The organism is Deltaproteobacteria bacterium GWC2_65_14 (genome assembly GCA_001797615.1).
Lineage (GTDB): Bacteria > Desulfobacterota > Deferrimicrobia > Deferrimicrobiales > Deferrimicrobiaceae > GWC2-65-14.
Window position 1 is genome coordinate 25,637 of sequence record MGPV01000029.1, and the last position, 16,230, is coordinate 41,866.

The 16,230-nt window shown below is 65.5% G+C and carries 17 protein-coding genes and 2 tRNA genes (1 of these 19 running past the window's edge); 2 read left to right on the forward strand and 17 right to left on the reverse strand.

From position 1 onward, the window contains the following. The 12 genes from A2X88_00525 to A2X88_00580 form a co-directional block, all read right to left on the reverse strand. Positions 1 to 1,408, reverse strand: the 5' portion of a protein-coding gene (locus A2X88_00525; protein OGP34456.1) for a hypothetical protein. 122 nt of this gene lie to the left of the window's left edge; 1,408 of the gene's 1,530 nt are visible here — the first part of the coding sequence; its start codon is at positions 1,406 to 1,408; its stop codon lies off the left edge, out of view. A 31-nt stretch (positions 1,409 to 1,439) separates the two neighbouring features. After that, positions 1,440 to 2,399, reverse strand: coding sequence for a hypothetical protein (locus tag A2X88_00530; GenBank protein OGP34457.1), 960 nt, complete (start codon positions 2,397 to 2,399; stop codon positions 1,440 to 1,442). After that, positions 2,396 to 3,067, reverse strand: coding sequence for a hypothetical protein (locus tag A2X88_00535; GenBank protein OGP34458.1), 672 nt, complete (start codon positions 3,065 to 3,067; stop codon positions 2,396 to 2,398). The genes A2X88_00530 and A2X88_00535 overlap by 4 nt, the downstream gene beginning before the upstream one ends. Next, a complete protein-coding gene (locus A2X88_00540; GenBank protein ID OGP34459.1) occupies positions 3,064 to 3,429 on the reverse strand; it encodes a hypothetical protein in 366 nt (121 codons plus the stop codon). Before A2X88_00540 ends, A2X88_00535 begins: the two co-directional genes overlap by 4 nt. Then, entirely contained in the window at positions 3,422 to 3,937 is a 516-nt protein-coding gene (locus A2X88_00545) for a hypothetical protein (GenBank protein OGP34460.1), read from the reverse strand. Before A2X88_00545 ends, A2X88_00540 begins: the two co-directional genes overlap by 8 nt. After that, positions 3,906 to 4,358: a type II secretion system protein GspG gene (locus A2X88_00550; GenBank protein OGP34461.1), complete on the reverse strand. Its 453-nt coding sequence runs from the start codon at positions 4,356 to 4,358 to the stop codon at positions 3,906 to 3,908. The genes A2X88_00545 and A2X88_00550 overlap by 32 nt, the downstream gene beginning before the upstream one ends. 12 nt (positions 4,359 to 4,370) lie before the next feature. Next, positions 4,371 to 5,576, reverse strand: coding sequence for a hypothetical protein (locus A2X88_00555; GenBank protein ID OGP34462.1), 1,206 nt, complete (start codon positions 5,574 to 5,576; stop codon positions 4,371 to 4,373). A gap of 7 nt (positions 5,577 to 5,583) precedes the next feature. Further along, positions 5,584 to 7,113: a type II secretion system protein GspE gene (locus A2X88_00560; protein OGP34463.1), complete on the reverse strand. Its 1,530-nt coding sequence runs from the start codon at positions 7,111 to 7,113 to the stop codon at positions 5,584 to 5,586. After that, positions 7,110 to 9,317 carry a type II secretion system protein GspD gene (locus A2X88_00565; protein OGP34464.1) on the reverse strand — a complete coding sequence of 736 codons (2,208 nt, stop codon included), beginning with the start codon at positions 9,315 to 9,317 and terminating at the stop codon, positions 7,110 to 7,112. Before A2X88_00565 ends, A2X88_00560 begins: the two co-directional genes overlap by 4 nt. A 14-nt stretch (positions 9,318 to 9,331) precedes the next feature. Further along, positions 9,332 to 10,102, reverse strand: coding sequence for a hypothetical protein (locus tag A2X88_00570; protein OGP34465.1), 771 nt, complete (start codon positions 10,100 to 10,102; stop codon positions 9,332 to 9,334). Between the two features lie 208 nt (positions 10,103 to 10,310). Continuing rightward, positions 10,311 to 10,727 carry a secondary thiamine-phosphate synthase enzyme gene (locus tag A2X88_00575; protein ID OGP34466.1) on the reverse strand — a complete coding sequence of 139 codons (417 nt, stop codon included), beginning with the start codon at positions 10,725 to 10,727 and terminating at the stop codon, positions 10,311 to 10,313. Between the two features lie 117 nt (positions 10,728 to 10,844). After that, positions 10,845 to 11,321, reverse strand: a complete 477-nt coding sequence (locus tag A2X88_00580) for a 4Fe-4S ferredoxin (protein OGP34467.1) — start codon at positions 11,319 to 11,321, stop codon at positions 10,845 to 10,847. A 481-nt stretch (positions 11,322 to 11,802) separates the two neighbouring features. On the opposite strand from A2X88_00580, the gene A2X88_00585 reads away from it, so the two are divergent. Together A2X88_00585 and A2X88_00590 are read left to right on the forward strand one after the other, a co-directional pair. Next, positions 11,803 to 12,141 (forward strand): hypothetical protein, encoded by a 339-nt coding sequence (locus tag A2X88_00585; protein ID OGP34468.1) that lies wholly within the window; start codon positions 11,803 to 11,805, stop codon positions 12,139 to 12,141. 403 nt (positions 12,142 to 12,544) lie between these two features. Beyond that, the gene (locus A2X88_00590; GenBank protein ID OGP34469.1) at positions 12,545 to 12,937 is read left to right on the forward strand and encodes a hypothetical protein; all 393 of its coding nucleotides are present in this window, start codon (positions 12,545 to 12,547) and stop codon (positions 12,935 to 12,937) included. 4 nt (positions 12,938 to 12,941) lie between these two features. On the opposite strand, the gene A2X88_00595 is transcribed toward A2X88_00590, so the two are convergent. The 5 genes from A2X88_00595 to A2X88_00615 all read right to left on the reverse strand — a co-directional run bounded on the left by A2X88_00595 (position 12,942) and on the right by A2X88_00615 (position 16,190). Beyond that, positions 12,942 to 14,042, reverse strand: a complete 1,101-nt coding sequence (locus A2X88_00595; GenBank protein OGP34470.1) for a cell filamentation protein Fic — start codon at positions 14,040 to 14,042, stop codon at positions 12,942 to 12,944. A gap of 132 nt (positions 14,043 to 14,174) precedes the next feature. Next, complete coding sequence (locus tag A2X88_00600) at positions 14,175 to 15,542, reverse strand: hypothetical protein (GenBank protein OGP34471.1); 1,368 nt, start codon at positions 15,540 to 15,542, stop codon at positions 14,175 to 14,177. A gap of 55 nt (positions 15,543 to 15,597) precedes the next feature. Further along, positions 15,598 to 15,912, reverse strand: coding sequence for a hypothetical protein (locus A2X88_00605; GenBank protein ID OGP34472.1), 315 nt, complete (start codon positions 15,910 to 15,912; stop codon positions 15,598 to 15,600). Between the two features lie 125 nt (positions 15,913 to 16,037). Then, positions 16,038 to 16,113, reverse strand: a tRNA-Glu gene (locus A2X88_00610). Between the two features lie 3 nt (positions 16,114 to 16,116). Then, positions 16,117 to 16,190: transfer RNA gene (locus tag A2X88_00615), tRNA-Gln, on the reverse strand. Positions 16,191 to 16,230: the final 40 nt, after the last annotated feature.

Here is a 16,230-nt window from a genome sequence, read left to right on the forward strand (position 1 = left end):
CGTCGACCGGGATCGGTTCGGCCACCGCCGGGAGGGCGGTGACGTCCAGGTTCCGGTTGCCGCCGAGTGACAGCTCTCCCGACCAGAAGATCACGACCTTCCCGTTCAGGAACCCGAACGACGCGCGCGTGTAGTCGCCGGCGATCTCCTCGGGGAATTCGAAGGAGCCGGAACCGACCGGGACCGGGTAGGTCAGCATCTCCGCAAATGGTGACGTTCCCGTCAGCTGGAACGCGTAGTAGGTGGCCCGGGTCCCGTGGTTCCCGTATCCCGTGATGTGGATCCGGCCGTTGGCGGTGATGAACGCCTCCGGGCGGTACAGATTGAAGTTCGCCGGCAGGATGGCTTCGCCGGGGGGAGTCAGTAGGAAGGAGCTGTTGAACCCGACGCTGACCGGGGATCCATCCTGGTTGTCCGCGTCCGGGTTGATCCTCACCAGCCCGAGGCTGCCGGCGAACCCGGGATAGGATTCGTCCGCGGCCAGGATCACGATGGAGCTGTAGTTCAATACCAGCAGGTTCGGATGCCCCCAGGCCAGGGAACGGGAGAGGATCATGGTTGCCGCGATGACGGCGTTGTCCACCCCGCCGGTTTCCTTCACCAGCGCGTAGTAGATCCCGTTCGGATTCAGCGACGAGTCGTTCGCGGCCCAGGCCACGTGCGCCCGGTTCAGGGCGTCGATCTTAAGACTCGGCAGAGGGCGGTACCCGTTGCTGCCCAGGGGTGGAGCGTCCGAGGAAAGCGGCACGGGAGTCCCCACGACGAGGGCGTTGTCCAGCCCGACCCTCGCGAAGTATACCCGGAACGGCTCCGCGGCGGAGATCGAGGTCTTGTTTCCGAAGGCCATCCGTGCGGTGTTGTCGGCCGTCAACAGCCCGAACGAGATGTCCTCGACCGTCCCGGTGGAGAGGAGGCCGGCGGGAAAGCCGGTCACCAGGCGCACCGACCGGGCGACGACGCTGTTGCCGGAGAGGGTGAGGCGCGCGAGGTAAGGGCGGTAGCCCGTATCCGAGACCGTCGGCTTTGCCTGGAAGAGAATGACGGCCTCGGTAGAGGAGCGCAGGGCGATCCTGGGATGGCGCGCGTCGTAGTAGAGATCGTTCCCCGCGTCGGTGTTGTCCACGGCGGTCGGGAAGGTGAGGATCACCGTGTTGTCCCGGGGGAGGGAGAGGTTCGAGAAATCGGCCGCCCCGTTCACCGCCGCGTAGTACACGCGGTAGGTTCCGGAAGCAATGTTGTCCCCGATGAAGGCGACGTGTGCGGTGTTCCCGTACATCGCCACGGAGGGCTGGTCGAAGACCCCGGTGTTGTTGTCGTTCACCGGAATCGTCGTTTCCGCACCCGCGGGCGCCGCTGCCAGCACGGCGGCGAGAAGCACTGCGAAGATCCCGTACCGGTTCCGATTCATCATCCCTCCGGAAGAAGAGCTGGCTGGCCCATTATTCTAATCTCCAGTACCGCCATTGTATAGCGTTTCCGGCGCGGATCCCCACGGCATCGATGGTGCGGACCGTTCCTGCGAGCTCCCCGGTGGAACGGATGTGGAAGGCGGTTCCCTGCACGGTGATCAGATCCCGGAACCGGGTACGCTTGTACAGGTCCGACAGCGAGGAGCTCACGTTCCCGATCTCCTCGACCTTCCGGAAGGGGTGTTCCTTCCGGTATACGAGGATCTCGTCCGCCGCCGACTCCCCGATCTCCCCGGCGTCCGCCGCGTCCTGCCCGGCCGACAGCGACATCAGGATCTGCTTCGGCGCCGTGTTCAGATTCACATTGCCGGAAGAGTGGACCGTTACGAAGGGGAGGATCTTCCCGAAGACGGCGGGAGTGATCCCCCGGACCAGGCGCAGCTCCTCCACGGTGTCGAAGAGGTCGTTCTTGGCCTTGTAGGGATAGGGGAGCGACTGGTAGTAGGCGCTCTCCGCACCCCCCACCCGCGGGGAGTCGTCGTTGTCCAGCCAGTCCACGACCGCGTCCGCGACGGAGGGATCGACCTCGAGGATCTCGAGCAGCCGCCGGAAGACGGCGAGCCTCTGGTCGTCGGGGGCGTTCCCGTTCGGGAGGACCAGCCTGTTGATGTTGAATTTGCGTTCCTCGTCCTCGACCGACACCAGGATCGTTCCCTCGCCGAGCTCGATGGGGGGGACCGGACGGGACCAGACCTCGTCGAGCGTGTCGTGGGAGTTGTTCTTGGCATCCTCGCGCAGGGCGATCCTCGCCGCGGCGATCCCGGCCTCGGCCACCAGCTCCGTCCGGATCGAATCGCGCCCGTAGGCCCCGGTCTGCGCGGCCCGCGCCCCCGTCCGGAAGATCTCCCACACCAGCGAGACGATCAGCACGAGGATCAGCAGGGTGACCAGCAGCGCGACCCCGCTCCTGCCGCGAAGGATTCCCGTCATCCCCCGGCCCCCCGCTTTCCCGAGTAGGGGATTGACCCTTCCTGCCCGGACAGGAAGAGGCGGATCTCCTTGCGATACTCGGTCCCCCCGGAGTCGATGAGGATCACCGCCGCCTTTTGGGGGAGGGCGCTCTTCTTCCCCCCCTCCGGCGGCCACCGTCCCTTCCATTCCTTTCCGTCGAAGAGCTCGACCCGGAACCCGGTGAGCCGGTCGGCCAGAAGCACCTCGCGGGTCGGGATCCGGTTCTCGATCAGCGGGAGGAACGACTCCTCACGGTGCAGCTCGACGAAACGTCCGTCGGGGCCGACCTTGGGGAAATATCTCACCTTCACCAGGTCGGTGGAGGGCTTCCCTCCATCGGATTCCGCCAGGATGAAGGCGGAGAAGATCAGGGTGGAGGCCGGCTTCCCCGAGAACTTGTCCTCGACGCAGGAGAGCGCGGCGCTTTCGTGCGCCTCGGAGGAGAATGCGCCCGACAGGTCGGTCCCGACCCGGTCGAGTGCGATCCGCAGCTGGCGGAAATCGCGCGACCTTTCGGAGAGGATCTCCCGGGTGCGGTCGGCCCCCGTGAAGGCGGAAAGCAGCAGGACCATGATGCCGGAGAAGATCGCCAGGGTGAGGAGGATCTCCAGCAGGGTGAACCCGCGCTGCCGGACCGGGCGCCTCACTTCGCCGCCACCCCGGAGAGGACGATCGTCTGCGGGTCCCCCGCCGTCTCCCAGGCGACCTCCAGGTGGATCTCCCGGGCATCCTCGTGGAGCGCCTGCCGCACGGAGAGCTTCCAGGAGAAGCCGTCGTCGGGGTCGGGGAAGGTCCCCTCGGTCTCCTGGACCTCCGGAAAGCCGTCGGTCAGCTCCCGCACCTTCACCTCGCCCAACAGCGACGCCTTCGTCCATCCCTCCGAGCGTTGCTGGGCGTACACGGCTCCCGAGATCACCTGGTAGGCCAGGATGAGGGTCGCCGAGAGGATGGCCAGGGAGACCAGAACCTCGAGCAGGGTGAACCCTTTCGCGCGGGAGAGCCTACGCATCGTCGGCGACCGTCCCCTCGAGCACCTCCACCGTGCCGTCGACCGGGTTCAGGCGGAGGGTCCACCGGGTCGGTTTTCCTTCCGTCCCTTCGTCCAGGAAAAAGATCCTGGCCTCCGGAATCTTTCCGCCGGGAAGGTACCGGATCTCGGTGACGATATCGGGAGGACGGTCCTCGCCGTTGATCCGGATCCCGGTGACCGCCAGGGTTTCCCCGAATTTCCTCCCCGGCCCCGTGTCGGATTTCCCCTCCTCCACCCGGAACCGGTAGCTCCCCGCGACGGGGTCGATCCGGAGGCGGACCTCCTTCTTCTCGAAGAGGGCCGTGTCGAACGCCTCCTCCGACCCGGCGGCGATCTCCCGGAAGATCGTCTCGCGGCTCGGGGACCCGAACGCGGAGAAACGGGGGGCGACCAGCCAGAGGAAGAGCCCCAGGAGGAAGAGAACGACCGAGAGCTCGATCAGCGTGAAGCCGGACCTATTGCGCGTCCCAGGAGTGGATGTCGCCATCCTCGCCTTCCCCGCCCGGCACGCCGTCCCCGCCGTAGGAGCTGATCTCGTAGTCCCGCTCCGCGCCGGGGGAGACGTACACGTAGGCGTTCGCCCAGGGGTCGGTCGGGACGCGGTCGAGGTATCCTCCCTTGCGGTAGTTCTTCGGGACCCTGCCGATCTCCGGGTTCCGAACCAGCGCGGAGAGCCCCTGCTCCGTGGAGGGGTAGAACCCGTTGTCGAGCTTGAACAGCTGGAGCGCCTGCTCGACGTTCTTGATCTGGATCCGGGTCTGGGTCCGCTTGGCCTCCTCGGTCCTCCCGATCAGCTTGGGGACCACGATGGCCGCCAGAAGGCCCAGGATCACGATGACGACCATGATTTCCAGAAGGGTGAACCCGGAGTTCCTCCGGAGAATTCCCTTGCCGGTCGATGCGCGCATGACGATGCCTCCTTACCGGACGAGCGTCGAGATGTTGAGCAGGGGGAGCAGCACGGAGATCACGATGTAGGCGACGACCGCGGCCATCGCCAGGATGATGAGCGGCTCCAGCAGCGAGAGGGCCCGTGAGAGCCGCGCCTCGATCTCGCCGTCGAGGGCGTCCGCCAGCTTTTCCAGCAGGAAGTCGAGCTTCCCCGATTCCTCCCCGGCGGCCACCATCTGGACGAGGGTGGGGGGGATCTCGGCGTGGGCCTTGAGCGCCTCGGAAAGCGAAGCTCCCTCGACCACCCGGTCGGCCGCCGCCGTCAGCCGCTCCGCCATCACGACGTTGCCGACCACCGGCGCGACGATCCGCAGCGCCCGGTCGATCGGGATTCCGGCCCCGGCCATCGTGGCCAGCGTGCGGGCGAAGCGGGAGAGGGCGGACAGGTGCAGGATCCTCCCGACGATCGGCAGCCGCAGGGCGAAAGCGTCCCGGGAGCGCCTCCCCTTCGGCGTTGCGAGGGTTCTCCTCCCCCACAGGAGGGCCCCGGCGGCCAGCAGGAGCAGCGCCCACCACCAGCCGGCCAGAAAGTTCGAGACCGCGATCAGCCCCCGGGTCGGAAGGGGAAGCGCCTGTCCGAGATGGGCGAAGACCCCGACGATCCGGGGGACGACGAAAGACATCAGGAAGATGACCACCAGGGCCGCGACGGAGGCCATCAGGACCGGGTAGGTCAGCGCGGAGCGGACCCGGTTCCTCGTGCGGGACTGCTCCTCCAGGTGGTCGGCCAGCCGGGAGAGGGAGAGCCCCAGCGTCCCGCTCTCCTCGCCGGCCCGGACCATGCTCGCGTAGAGCTCCGGGAAGCGTTCCGGATGGGACTCCACGGCGCGGGCGAGCGAGGCGCCCCCCCGGACCGCCTCCGCGACGTCGGCGAGCACCGCGCGGCTTTCCGGGTCGTCCACCTGTGCGGAGAGGGAGGTGAGCGCCGAGACCACCGGGACGCCGGCGCCGACCAGGGTGGCCAGCTGCCGCGTCAGCAGGGGGAGAACCTCCTGCCGGCCCAGGAGCGAGAGCGACGGGAAGATCCTCCCTTTCCCGGTCTCCACCGAAAGGGAGAGGGGGTACATCCCGTCGGCGCGCAGCTTCCCCCGCGCGGACAGGAGGGTGTCGGCGTCGAGGACTCCCTTCCTCTCGACGCCCTCCCGCGTCACCACCGTGTACCGGAAGGTGGGCAAGGCGCTCCTACTCCTCCCGCGTGACGCGGAGGACCTCCTCCACGGAGGTGATCCCTTCGCGGACCTTCGCGGCGCCCGACGCCAGGATCGTCCGCATCCCCCTGGCCAGGGCATGCTCCCGGATCCCTTCCGAGTCGGCCCGGGTCAGGATGAGCGCCCGGAGCCGGTCGTCGACGACCAGGATTTCGAAGATCCCGGCGCGGCCCCGGTAGCCGGTGCTCATGCAGGCGGGGCATCCGGGGGCCTGGTAAAAGCTCCCCGAGGGCGATCCGGCCAGCCCGATCTCCCTCCACTGCTCCGGGGACGGGGAATAGGGGACCCGGCAGTCGAAGCAGAGACGCCGGACCAGCCGCTGGGCGATCACCGCCGTGAGGGAGGAGGCGACCAGGAACGGCTCGATCCCCATGTCGACCAGGCGGGTCACCGCGGAGGCCGAGTCGTTCGTGTGCAGGGTGGAGAGCACCAGGTGGCCGGTGAGCGAAGCCTGGATCGCGATCACGGCCGTCTCGGGGTCCCGGATCTCCCCGACCATGATGATGTCGGGGTCCTGGCGAAGGATCGACCGAAGGCCCGAGGCGAAGGTGAGATGGATCTTCGGGTTCACCTGGATCTGGCCGATCCCCCGGATCTGGTACTCGACCGGGTCCTCGATGGTGATGATGTTCTTGGTCCCCGAGTCGAGGCGGCGCAGCGCGCCGTAGAGGGTCGTGGTCTTTCCCGACCCGGTGGGGCCGGTGACCAGCAGGATCCCGTTCGAGCGGGAGAGGATCCGCAGCATGGTGGAGAGGTCGCCGGGGTCGAGCCCGACATCCTCCAGCCCGAGCAGCAGGCTCGACCGGTCGAGGATCCGCAGCACCGTCCGCTCGCCGAACGAGGTGGGGACGACCGAAATGCGGATGTCGATCTCCTTCCCCCCGACCCGGATCCGGATCCGCCCGTCCTGGGGGAGACGCCGCTCGGCGATGTCCAGGCCTGCCATCACCTTGATCCGGGAGACCACGGGGGCGTGCCACTTCCGGGGCGCCGTGACCATCGGGTAGAGGACCCCGTCGATCCGGTTGCGGATCGCCAGCTCCTTCTCGTAGGGCTCCACGTGGATGTCGCTGCTGCGCTCCCGGATCGCCCGGAAGATCAGGGAGTGGACGAACTTGATCACCGGTCCCTCGTCGGGCGACTCGAGCAGGTCCCGGGTCTCCTCGATGGCCGCCTCGACGTCGAGCTCCCACTCCCCGGAGAGCCCCTCCACGATCTCCCGCTCGGGGGTCTGGACCTTCTCGTAGGCGGAGTCGATCATCCGCAGGATCGTCTCGGGCGGGATCGGAACGACCCGGACCGGCCCGACGAGGAAGCGGGTCTCGTCGATCGCGAACGAATCGGACGGGTCCCCAGCGAGCAGGACGAGCTCCCCCTCCGGCCCCGTGCAGGGGAGGAGCAGGTGCCTTCGGGCATACCCGATCGGGATCTTCCCGAGCAGCCCGACCTCCGGCGTATACTCCGGGGAATCGGAGGGCGGTCGCTGGTCCGTCGACTGGCTCATGGCTTCTCCGTGGGGGCCCTCTCCGGGAAGATCCTCTCGATCTCCCCCTTGTGCTGTTCGATGAACCGGTCCATCCTTCCCTGCTGGTCTCCGGTGATCTTCGTCATGTCGGCCGGGTTCACGATGACGCGCGGGGTGAGGAAAAGGAGCAGGTTCGTCTTCTTCCTGGAGACCGACTGGAACTTGAAGAGGTTCCCCAGGAGAGGGATGTCCCCCAGGAGCGGGATCTTTCGCTCCAGCTTGTTGAAGGTCTCCTGCATCATCCCGCCGATCACCACGGTGTCGCCGTTCTTCACGAGGACGCTGGTCTTCGCGGAGCGCTTCGTGGTCGTGGGCCCGACGGTGGAGAGCGCAAGGAGGGTGTCTCCCTTCACGGCGGAGGACTCCTGGTAGATCTCCAGGTTCACGAACTCGCTCTCGTGGATATGGGGGGTGATTCGCAGGATGATCCCGACGTCCTTGCGCTCCACGGTGTTGATGACGTTCGCGAGGTTCGTGCTGTCCCGCGACTGGCTGGTGATGAACGGGATGTTCTCGGCGATGATGATCTCCGCCTCCTTGTTGTCCAACGTCAGCAGATGCGGGGAGGAGAGCACGTTCACGTTGTCCCGGCTTTGGGCGGCGCGCAGGACCGCCGTGATCGCGGGGATCTCCGTCCCGTCCGGGAGCACGACGTTCCCGGCGATCCCGGCCGCGATCAGCCCGGTCCCGGAGAAGAGGAGCGGGTTCCCGGTGGCCAGCGACGCGAGCAGGGCGTTCAGGTTCCCCTGGAAGTCGAAGTTCGTCCCTCCCAGGACCGCCCCGCTCCTCCCCGTTTCCGCGGCGCCGCGGAATTCCACGCCGAGGTCGCGCCCCTTGTCCAGGTTGATCTCCATGACCAGCGCCTCCACGTAGACCTGCCGGCGCCGGATGTCGAGCTTCTTGATGACCTCGACCAGCGTCTGGTAGTCGTTCGGCGAGGCGATGACGATCAGGGAGTTGGTCGCCTTGTCGGCCGTGATCTTGACTCCCCCCTCCAGCTCCGCCGTGATGACCCCCTTGATCGTGCCCGGAGGCTGGCCGGGGACGGTGGACCTTGCGGCCGACGACGAATCCGAGAGCGACGAGAGGACCTTGGCGGTCTCCTCGGCGGTGGCGTTCTCCAGGTAGTAGACGTTGATCTTCCCGGTGTTCTCCGGGGTCGGGATGTCGAGCCTGCGGATCAGGTCCTCCACGTCGTTCAGCACGTCCGGGACCGCGAGGGCGAGGAGACTGTTCGTCCGGGTGTCCGGGAGGAACTTCGGCACGTTCCCCCGGGCCCTTCCCGGCAGGACCCGTCCGCGGGCTCCGGGGACCTGCGGGGCGCCCGCCTGCTGGTAGAGCGAGTCGAGCATCCGGGCGACCTCCGCGGCGGAGGCATGCCGGAGCGGGAAGATCCGCAGCGTGCTCCCGGTTCCCTCCTGGTCGAGCTCCGCCAGGATCTTCATGAGCCGGTCGATGTTCGACCGGGAGTCGATCACGATCAGGAGGTTCGAGGTGGGAAAGGAGGTCAGCAGCCCGTCCTTCGAGATCATCGGGGTCAGCAGGGCGACGACATCCCCCACGTCGACGTATTGGAGAGGGATCAGGCGGGTAACGACCTTTGAGCCCGGCGCGTCGCTCCCCTCCCGTTCGGTGGGCATGCTCTCCTGCTTGGCGTCCCGCATCAGCACGATCTTGATCGTGTTCTCCTGCTCCACCGTGGCGAAGCCCTTGACGTGGAGGACCGACAGGAAGACGTTGTAGGCCTCCTCGAGGGTGATCCTGCGGGGGGAGATGATCGTGATCTTTCCCTGCACCCGCTCGTCGAAGATGAAGTTTTTCTTCGTCTGCTCGCTGATGAACTTGATCAGCACCGGAAGGTCCACGTCGGTGAAATCCATCGAGAGGTAGACCGGGGTGCGGGGGGTGGGCTGCGACTGGTTGTCGGCTGCGGGTCCCGGGGCCGGCGACTCGGGGATCGGGGCCTCGCCCTGCGTCGCCGGGGCGGCCGGAGGGGGTCCGGCCGAGGGGGTTCCCGCCTCCGGGGAGGTCGGAGTCTGCACCGCCGGGGGTGATTGCACCTCCGTGGAGGTCGGGGTCTGCACCGCCGGGGGCGATTGCCCCGCGGGAGGGGACTCCTCGGCCGCCCGTGCGCCTGAGGTGATCAGCCAGAGGGCCGCCGCAGCCAGGACCATCTTTCGCATCGCGCTCTCCCTGCTCATCGGATTTCGTACGTAAGGGTGTTCTTCTGTCCCTGCCGGAGGACGTCGACCGTCACCCGTTTTTCATCCTTGAGGTTCTGGAAGATCGTGTACATCTTCTCGGGGCTGTTCAGCTCGACGGCGTTCACCCGCTGGATGACGTCTCCCGTCCGGAACCCCAGCTGCTCGAAGGCCGACCCGGGGCGCAGGGCGGCGAGGCGGTACCCCGCCGACTTGTTTCCCTCGAAGTAGGGGATGATCCGGGCCTGCGTCATGAACTGGTTGATGTTCCCGGTCAGTTCCTCGACGGTCGCCTCGTCCAGCGAGAAGGCGTTCTCCCCGAGCCGGTTCACCTGGATCCCCCCGGCCGCAGCTCCCGGCGCGGGTCGGACCTCCCGGGAGCGGGCGGCGGCGGGGGAGGGAGAAGGAGGCGGCGCCGATCCCCGGGTTTTCGAGCCGACCGGGAGCAGTTCGAGCTTTTCCTCCCGTCCGCCGCGGCTCAGCAGCACATGGGACCGCTCGATGGAGGCCACCCGGACTCCCGGCTCGATCTCCTGCTGTTCCCGTGTGAGTAGGGGATCGGACATCCCCTCCGCCCACAGGATCGCCCTCCGCAGCATTCGCAGTTCCGAGGAGATGGTCCCCAGGAGCGTGTACCGGGTGCTCGATTCCGGGACGGCGGTCCCCGCCTCCGCGTTGTGGCGGGAGGGGATCCCCATCCCCGCGGAGGGGGCGAAGATGTTGGTCCACTGGTCGGGGGGAACGTTGGTCCTGTTCTCCCCCGTCATCCGGGGATCCGCGGGCGCGGGCGCGGGGGGGGGAGCGTAGTACCGGACCGACAGGTACCGGCTCGCCGCAAAGCCGAGAGAAACTGCGGTAATGACGAGCGAAACAGCCAGGATTGCGAAAAAAACCGGTTTTTGCATTCCACCCCCGTCGGGCCCGATCCAATCCAGACATTTTCATCCGAATCGGAGGCTTCCGTCAACTGCCGGGCTATTCCCCGATCACCTGGACGATGATCTCCCGCGATCTCTTTCGATTGTCGAAATCGATGAAGACGATCTGCTGCCAGGTCCCGAGTGCCATTTTCTTCTTCAAAAATGGGATGGTGAGGGAAGGTTTCAGCAGGGCCGCCCGGACGTGGGAGAATCCGTTTCCGTCGCCCCAGCGCCGGTCGTGCTCGTAGGGGACGTTCGACGGGACGAGCGTCTCGATCACCCGGGCGAGGTCGCTGACCACCCCGGGCTCGTACTCGATCGTGGTGACGGAACAGGTGGACCCGGGGCAGAATACGGTGACCGACCCGTTCTCGATGCCGGAGTTCTCCGCCTCCGCGGCCACCTTCCCGGTGACGTCGACGATGTCGCAGAACCCCTTCGTGGAGAGCACGAACTTTCCCGTGTGCACCATGGAACACCTCGCCGGATCGGGATCTCCCTTTCCTTGTACCACGATCCGGCGGGGGAGGCACCCGGGCCGCCGCCCCGGCCCGGGCTCTGGTTCGGAGAAAGAGGCGAGCTTCCCGGATCAGATCCGGAGCCAATCCTCCTGGAGGACATCCCCGCGCAGCCCGACGACCACCGCCTTGACCGGCACCTTCCGGGAGCTCTCCTCCCAGGCGTTGATCGCCATCTGCGCCAGTCCCCGGCAGCAGGGGACCTCCATGATGGCGACGGTGAGCGACTTGATGTTCGACTCCTCGAACAATCCCTTGAGCTTCTCGGCGTAGGCCTCCTGCCCGCCGTCGAGCTTCGGACAGGCGATGGCGAGCGCCTTCCCCTTGAGCATGTCCTGGTGGAAGCTCCCGACGGCGAACGGGACGCAGTCGGCGGCCAGGAGCACCTCCGCTCCCTGGAAGTAGGGAGCGGCCGGGGAGACCAGGTGGAGCTGGATCGGCCACTGGCGAAGCTCCGAAGGGACCCGGGCGGCCTCCGTACCCCCCTGGTCCGGTTTGTCGTCGTACGCAATCGTCCTGGAACTCGGGCAACACTGGGAACCGCTCATCGTAACCTCCTGTCCGTTCCGCGTCCTCAATGGGATGCGAAGGATCAATGTTCTTCCATTGTTTTCCGGGAGAGACCGTCGTTTCCTTGACAAGGGTCAAGCCGGATACAATAAGGTTCATCCCTGCGCAACAAGGAGGCAAAGATGTACGATTTCATGCTCTCCGAAGAGGCGAAGTCCACGGTCCGGGAGGTCCGCGAATTCGTCCGGGACGAGGTGCCGCCCGAGTATCTGCGGGCGATGGACCGGGACGAGATCCGCTATCCCCGGGAATTCGTCGAAAAACTGGGGGGAAGGAACCTGCTCGGCCTGCGGTTCCCGAAACGGTGGGGCGGGAGGAACCTGCCCTGGACGGCCGAAATCGCGGCGATCGAGGAGACCGGCGTGCTCGGGACGGCGCTGTGTTGCGCGTACGTGATGCCATCGATGGTCGGGGAGGCGCTGGACAAGTTCGGCACGGAAGAGCAGGGCGGCCCGGTCCGTGGATGCCGACTCCCCCAACATGCGCCGGATCGTCAGCGAGGCGAAGAAGTTCGCGACCGACACGGCCTGGGAGGTGGCGAACCAGGCGATGCAGGTGATGGGGGGGATCGGGTACACCGACGTCTACCCGATCGAGAAGGCGGTCCGGGACATCCGGCTCTCCCAGATCTGGACCGGCACGAACGAGATCATGAGCCTGCTGATCCAGCATGAATATTTCCAGGAGGTGCTGGAGAGTCCCTCCGACCGCAGGGACGTCGAGCAGGACGCCATGCACGCCGACGACTCGGAGAAGGTCTACGCGGACGAGGACCAGAAGAAGGGGATGGCGCGGTAAAAAAAAGGCCTCCTTGCGGAGGCCGGAGAGTCCTGGCGGTCCCACCGGGGTTCGAACCCGGGTTTTCGCCGTGAGAGGTGGACAGGCTCCGCGTGGGGCTCCTGAAAGGCCGGCCGCATGCGCCCGGGCGGGCGTGGAACCCGAACGCGAAGGCGCGGCACGATGAATCGGAAGAGAGACGGAAGGCCGGGGCGGAAAAGGCGGCGCGGAGACAGGAGTCGAAGCCTTATGCCGTGGGGACGGTGATCTCGGTCCTCTCCCTCTTGAAGCGGATCGCCAAGCGGGCGCTTTCCAGCTTCTCCAGCTCTACACGGGGTTGCGGCGGGGCGAGGTGCGGAAACTCAAGTGGACGGACGTGAATCTTGAGCGCGGCTTCATCCATATTCGCGATCCCAAGGGGGGCGTGGACCAGGTCATCCCGTTGTCCGACGCCGCGCGGGACCTGCTCTCGGAACATCCGCGTGAGGAGCGCAGCTCCTATGCCTTCGCCGGCGACCGGATGGGAAGCCCCCGGGGGATGCGTCAGATCTCCGAGGCATCGAGGAAGATCCGCGACGCCGCCGAGCTGCCGCCGGAGTTCCGCCCGAATCATGGGCTCCGGCACACGTTCGCCTCGCATCTCGCGAGCCCGGGCGAGGTGGACCTCTACACGCTCCAGCGGCTCATGACCCACAAGAGCCCGATGATGACGCAACGGTACGCGCACCTGCGCGACGAAACTCTCAAGCGCGGCGCGAACGTCATGTCCCGACTTGTGGCGGCAGCCGAGGAGAAGGTGGCCGAGAAGGCCGAATGACCGGCTATTCCGGTTGGAGCAGCGAGTAGCTTGTACTTCGGCCCCCGGCCGGGTCCTTCGCCAGGATTCCGCGGTCCACGAGGTCGACGATGTCGCGCAAGGCCGTATCCTGCGAACACTTTGCCATCTTCGCCCATTTCGACGAGGTCAGTTTGCCTTCTATCCCGTCCAGCAACTTGTTGAGCATCAAGTTTTGCCGCTCGTTGAACGATGCTCCGCCATGGGAGCCCCAGAAACGGGCCTTCCGGAACACCTCGGCAAGCGTTCTCTCCGCTTCGTCGAAGGAGCGTTCCAGGCACCCCAGGAACCAGTCCAGGCGCTCCGTGATGTCAAGCGTTCCCTTCTGCGTCTGTTCCAACCCCCCGTAGTAGGCGTTCCGTTCCTGCCGCATCTGGGCCGACATGCTGTAGAACCTCTGTGGGCTTTGCTCCGAGCGGGCAAGCGTCATGTCTGCGATAGCTCGGGCGATGCGCCCGTTGCCGTCGTCGAAGGGGTGTATGGTCACGAACCACAGGTGCGCGATGCACGCGCGCAGCACAAGATCCGTCCCGTCGCCTCCGTTGAACCAATCGAGGAAGGCCGTCATTTCTCGCTCGATCCGGTCGGCAGGCGGCCCCTCGAAATGTACGCGTTCGTGGCCGAGCGGTCCGGAGACGACCTCCATGGAAGCATCCCGCCAGGTGCCGGCGTTGATCTTCCTGAGGCCGCTGTAGCCGGTCGGAAACAGCGACGCGTGCCAACCGAACAGTCTTTCCCGGGTCAGAGGCTTGTCGTAGTTACGCGTGGCGTCAAGCACCATCTCGACCACACCCTCGACCTTCCTGTCTTCCGGCGTCAAGGCGCCGATGTCCACGCCCAGCCGCCGGGCGACGGAGGAACGCACCTGATCCTTGTCCAGGATCTCCCCTTCGATTTCGCTGGACTTAAGGACTTCCAGCGTCAGCGTACGCAACTCGGCTTCTTTCCGGAGAGTAAATCCCAGTGCCTGCATCCTTCCGATCAGCCGATCCTGTTTGTGGCGGACCGCGGTAAGTCGTGGGAAGATGGCTTCCTGGTTCCAACGGAATCGAGGCCAGTCCGGCAAATCGTAGATATAGTTGTTCATTCACCGCACCACATGCGGAGATTATAGCCGATATTCTCCGCATGGGCAACCTCATTATCTGGTTCAAAGACCGGATCAGCACAGAACCGCAGAAAATGCGGAGAATAAGGCCCATAATCTCCGCAGCCGACGCTACTCTTTTTCCAACCCCAACCGTTCCCACAGGAATCCGAAGTCGAAGGGTTCTCCGCCCCCTCCCCGCGCCTTTCTCGCCTCATGGAGCTCGAAATCCTTGAGCAGATCGATCACCGCCTGTCGCCCCTTCTTCGTCCGGACCGCGGCCTTCGGAGTTTTCCCGCCGAGCGCCGGCACAGGCTCGTCGGGCCACCGTTCGTAGTGGCGTCTTAAGAATTCCCGCTCTACTTGGGCTTTCAATTCGGGAGGAATCTCCTCCCTTGGTGATTTTTTTGCCGCCGCCATTGCCTTGGGCGACATGGGGTCCACAATCTCACGCGCCTTGAATCGGATGGCCGTTCCCGCGATCTTCTCCAGCCATCGGCGCGCCCCGTCGGCGAGTTTGAGCGTGGGGCAGAAGACTTCGAGGGTATCCGAAGACTTCTTCGTCAAGGATGCCCGGGAGCGGCGCATCTGGTCTTTCATGGGCTCGAACCGAATCCAACCTTCGTCGATGTCGCCGTCCACATCCGGCTGTGCGGAGAGAACGGCGGTGAGTGCATCCCAGTCGGTTACGGTGAAATGGTCGACGGTGAGCGAGACAGGATCCCCCGTCGATGCATGCACGACCTGAGGGAACTGCGGCACCTCCGTGTACTGCTCCAGCCAGTAGTCGGCGATGGTCGTGCCGACGACTTCGCGGTAGATTTCGTCGTCGACGGTTTTCTCGCGCGCCAATTCGTCGAGGATCTCTTCCCGGCACTCGAGCGGTCGACGGCGGTCCAGGGGATAGATGGCGCCGGTCAAGACGTAGCCGTCGGGCCGGCGGGCAATCCGCGCTCCGAAGATGTCCCACTTGACCAGGCTCTTGGAGGCAGTTCGCTCGGTCACCTTCACAACCGGCGCGTCGATTCGAAGCAAGTCCTTGATATCGAGTCCTTCACCCGGCGTCAAATGCTGAACTTCATAAAGGCTCAGCGGGTTCTCGCCAATCGCCTTCAGCCACTCCCTCCCTTGTGCGGGCAACAACGGGCCACCTGGCCCCAGGGCAAGATCGACGGCGCGGACGCGTTTGCCTTCGACGTCGAGAATGGCATCAGCAACGAGCCACTCCCCGATGTTGATATCCAGCATTCCTTTCGGGCCGGGCGGGAGGGCGTGGATAATATCGAGTTCCTCCTGGTCGAAGCCGCCAAGGTAGGTTTCGACGATCGCGTCGTCCACTTCCTCATCGTAATGCGTTTTCAGCCACGCGATCGCGGCGGCGACGGCCGCGTGTTCGTCGCCCGAAAGCGACACGGCCGCCCGGTCTTTTTCGATGCAGCATTTCTTGTATTTCAGCCCGCTGCCGCACGGGCACGGATCGTTTCGGCCAACCTTGTCCATCGGATCACGGACCTCCCGCCGGGAACTGGCGCTCTATCGCAAGCTTATGTTCCTATTACTTCCCATCGGTGCCTTTTATCTTTATCCGATCCAGACGGCAAGTGGCAACCGTCGCCATCATGTCGCATTTCGCCCACGTGGGCCTGTCGGCGTAATGCCCCGGCAATGACCGAGGATCCATGCGGTGGTGGTGGTCCTCGACCGGATTGGGAGCGGTAGTGCTGAGCGGAACGATCGTGACAAGCTCCACCCTCCGCCGCCTTCCCGATATTACGATTACCGGCCGGGTTTTTACCATCTCGGGCGCCTTGAAACCGGAGAAGTCACAGACCAGGAGCGTTCCGGCATCCGGATGGAATGTGAGCGCCATGGCAAGGAAGGGTATCCTTGGTGGAAGGAAGTGTCAACGGTATGAGTAATGGTATGAGTAACCCCGTCAGAATTCGGCCAAAAAAGAAGGAGAACCGCAAGTCTGCGATTCTCCGTGGTAATTCCTGGCGGTCCCACCGGGGTTCGAACCCGGGTTTTCGCCGTGAGAGGGCGGTGTCCTAGTCCACTAGACGATGGGACCTTCTGGCTGAGGAGCCAGGATTCGAACCTGGAAAACCTGGTCCAGAGCCAGGCGTGATGCCGTTTCACCACTCCTCAACGGAACTGGCAGGATAGCCGAGCATGCCTCCTCCCGTCA

Bases quoted from the DNA above. Each gene is read 5' to 3' on its own strand.
- A2X88_00530 (OGP34457.1), bottom strand. From the start codon at position 2,399: ATGACGGGAATCCTTCGCGGCAGGAGCGGGGTCGCGCTGCTGGTCACC.
- A2X88_00570 (OGP34465.1), bottom strand. From the start codon at position 10,102: ATGACGGGGGAGAACAGGACCAACGTTCCCCCCGACCAGTGGACCAAC.
- A2X88_00580 (OGP34467.1), bottom strand. From the start codon at position 11,321: ATGAGCGGTTCCCAGTGTTGCCCGAGTTCCAGGACGATTGCGTACGAC.
- A2X88_00595 (OGP34470.1), bottom strand. From the start codon at position 14,042: ATGAACAACTATATCTACGATTTGCCGGACTGGCCTCGATTCCGTTGG.
- A2X88_00575 (OGP34466.1), bottom strand. From the start codon at position 10,727: ATGGTGCACACGGGAAAGTTCGTGCTCTCCACGAAGGGGTTCTGCGAC.
- A2X88_00600 (OGP34471.1), bottom strand. From the start codon at position 15,542: ATGGACAAGGTTGGCCGAAACGATCCGTGCCCGTGCGGCAGCGGGCTG.
- A2X88_00565 (OGP34464.1), bottom strand. From the start codon at position 9,317: ATGCGAAAGATGGTCCTGGCTGCGGCGGCCCTCTGGCTGATCACCTCA.
- A2X88_00605 (OGP34472.1), bottom strand. From the start codon at position 15,912: ATGGCGCTCACATTCCATCCGGATGCCGGAACGCTCCTGGTCTGTGAC.
- A2X88_00540 (OGP34459.1), bottom strand. From the start codon at position 3,429: ATGCGTAGGCTCTCCCGCGCGAAAGGGTTCACCCTGCTCGAGGTTCTG.
- A2X88_00545 (OGP34460.1), bottom strand. From the start codon at position 3,937: ATGGCGACATCCACTCCTGGGACGCGCAATAGGTCCGGCTTCACGCTG.
- A2X88_00560 (OGP34463.1), bottom strand. From the start codon at position 7,113: ATGAGCCAGTCGACGGACCAGCGACCGCCCTCCGATTCCCCGGAGTAT.
- A2X88_00550 (OGP34461.1), bottom strand. From the start codon at position 4,358: ATGCGCGCATCGACCGGCAAGGGAATTCTCCGGAGGAACTCCGGGTTC.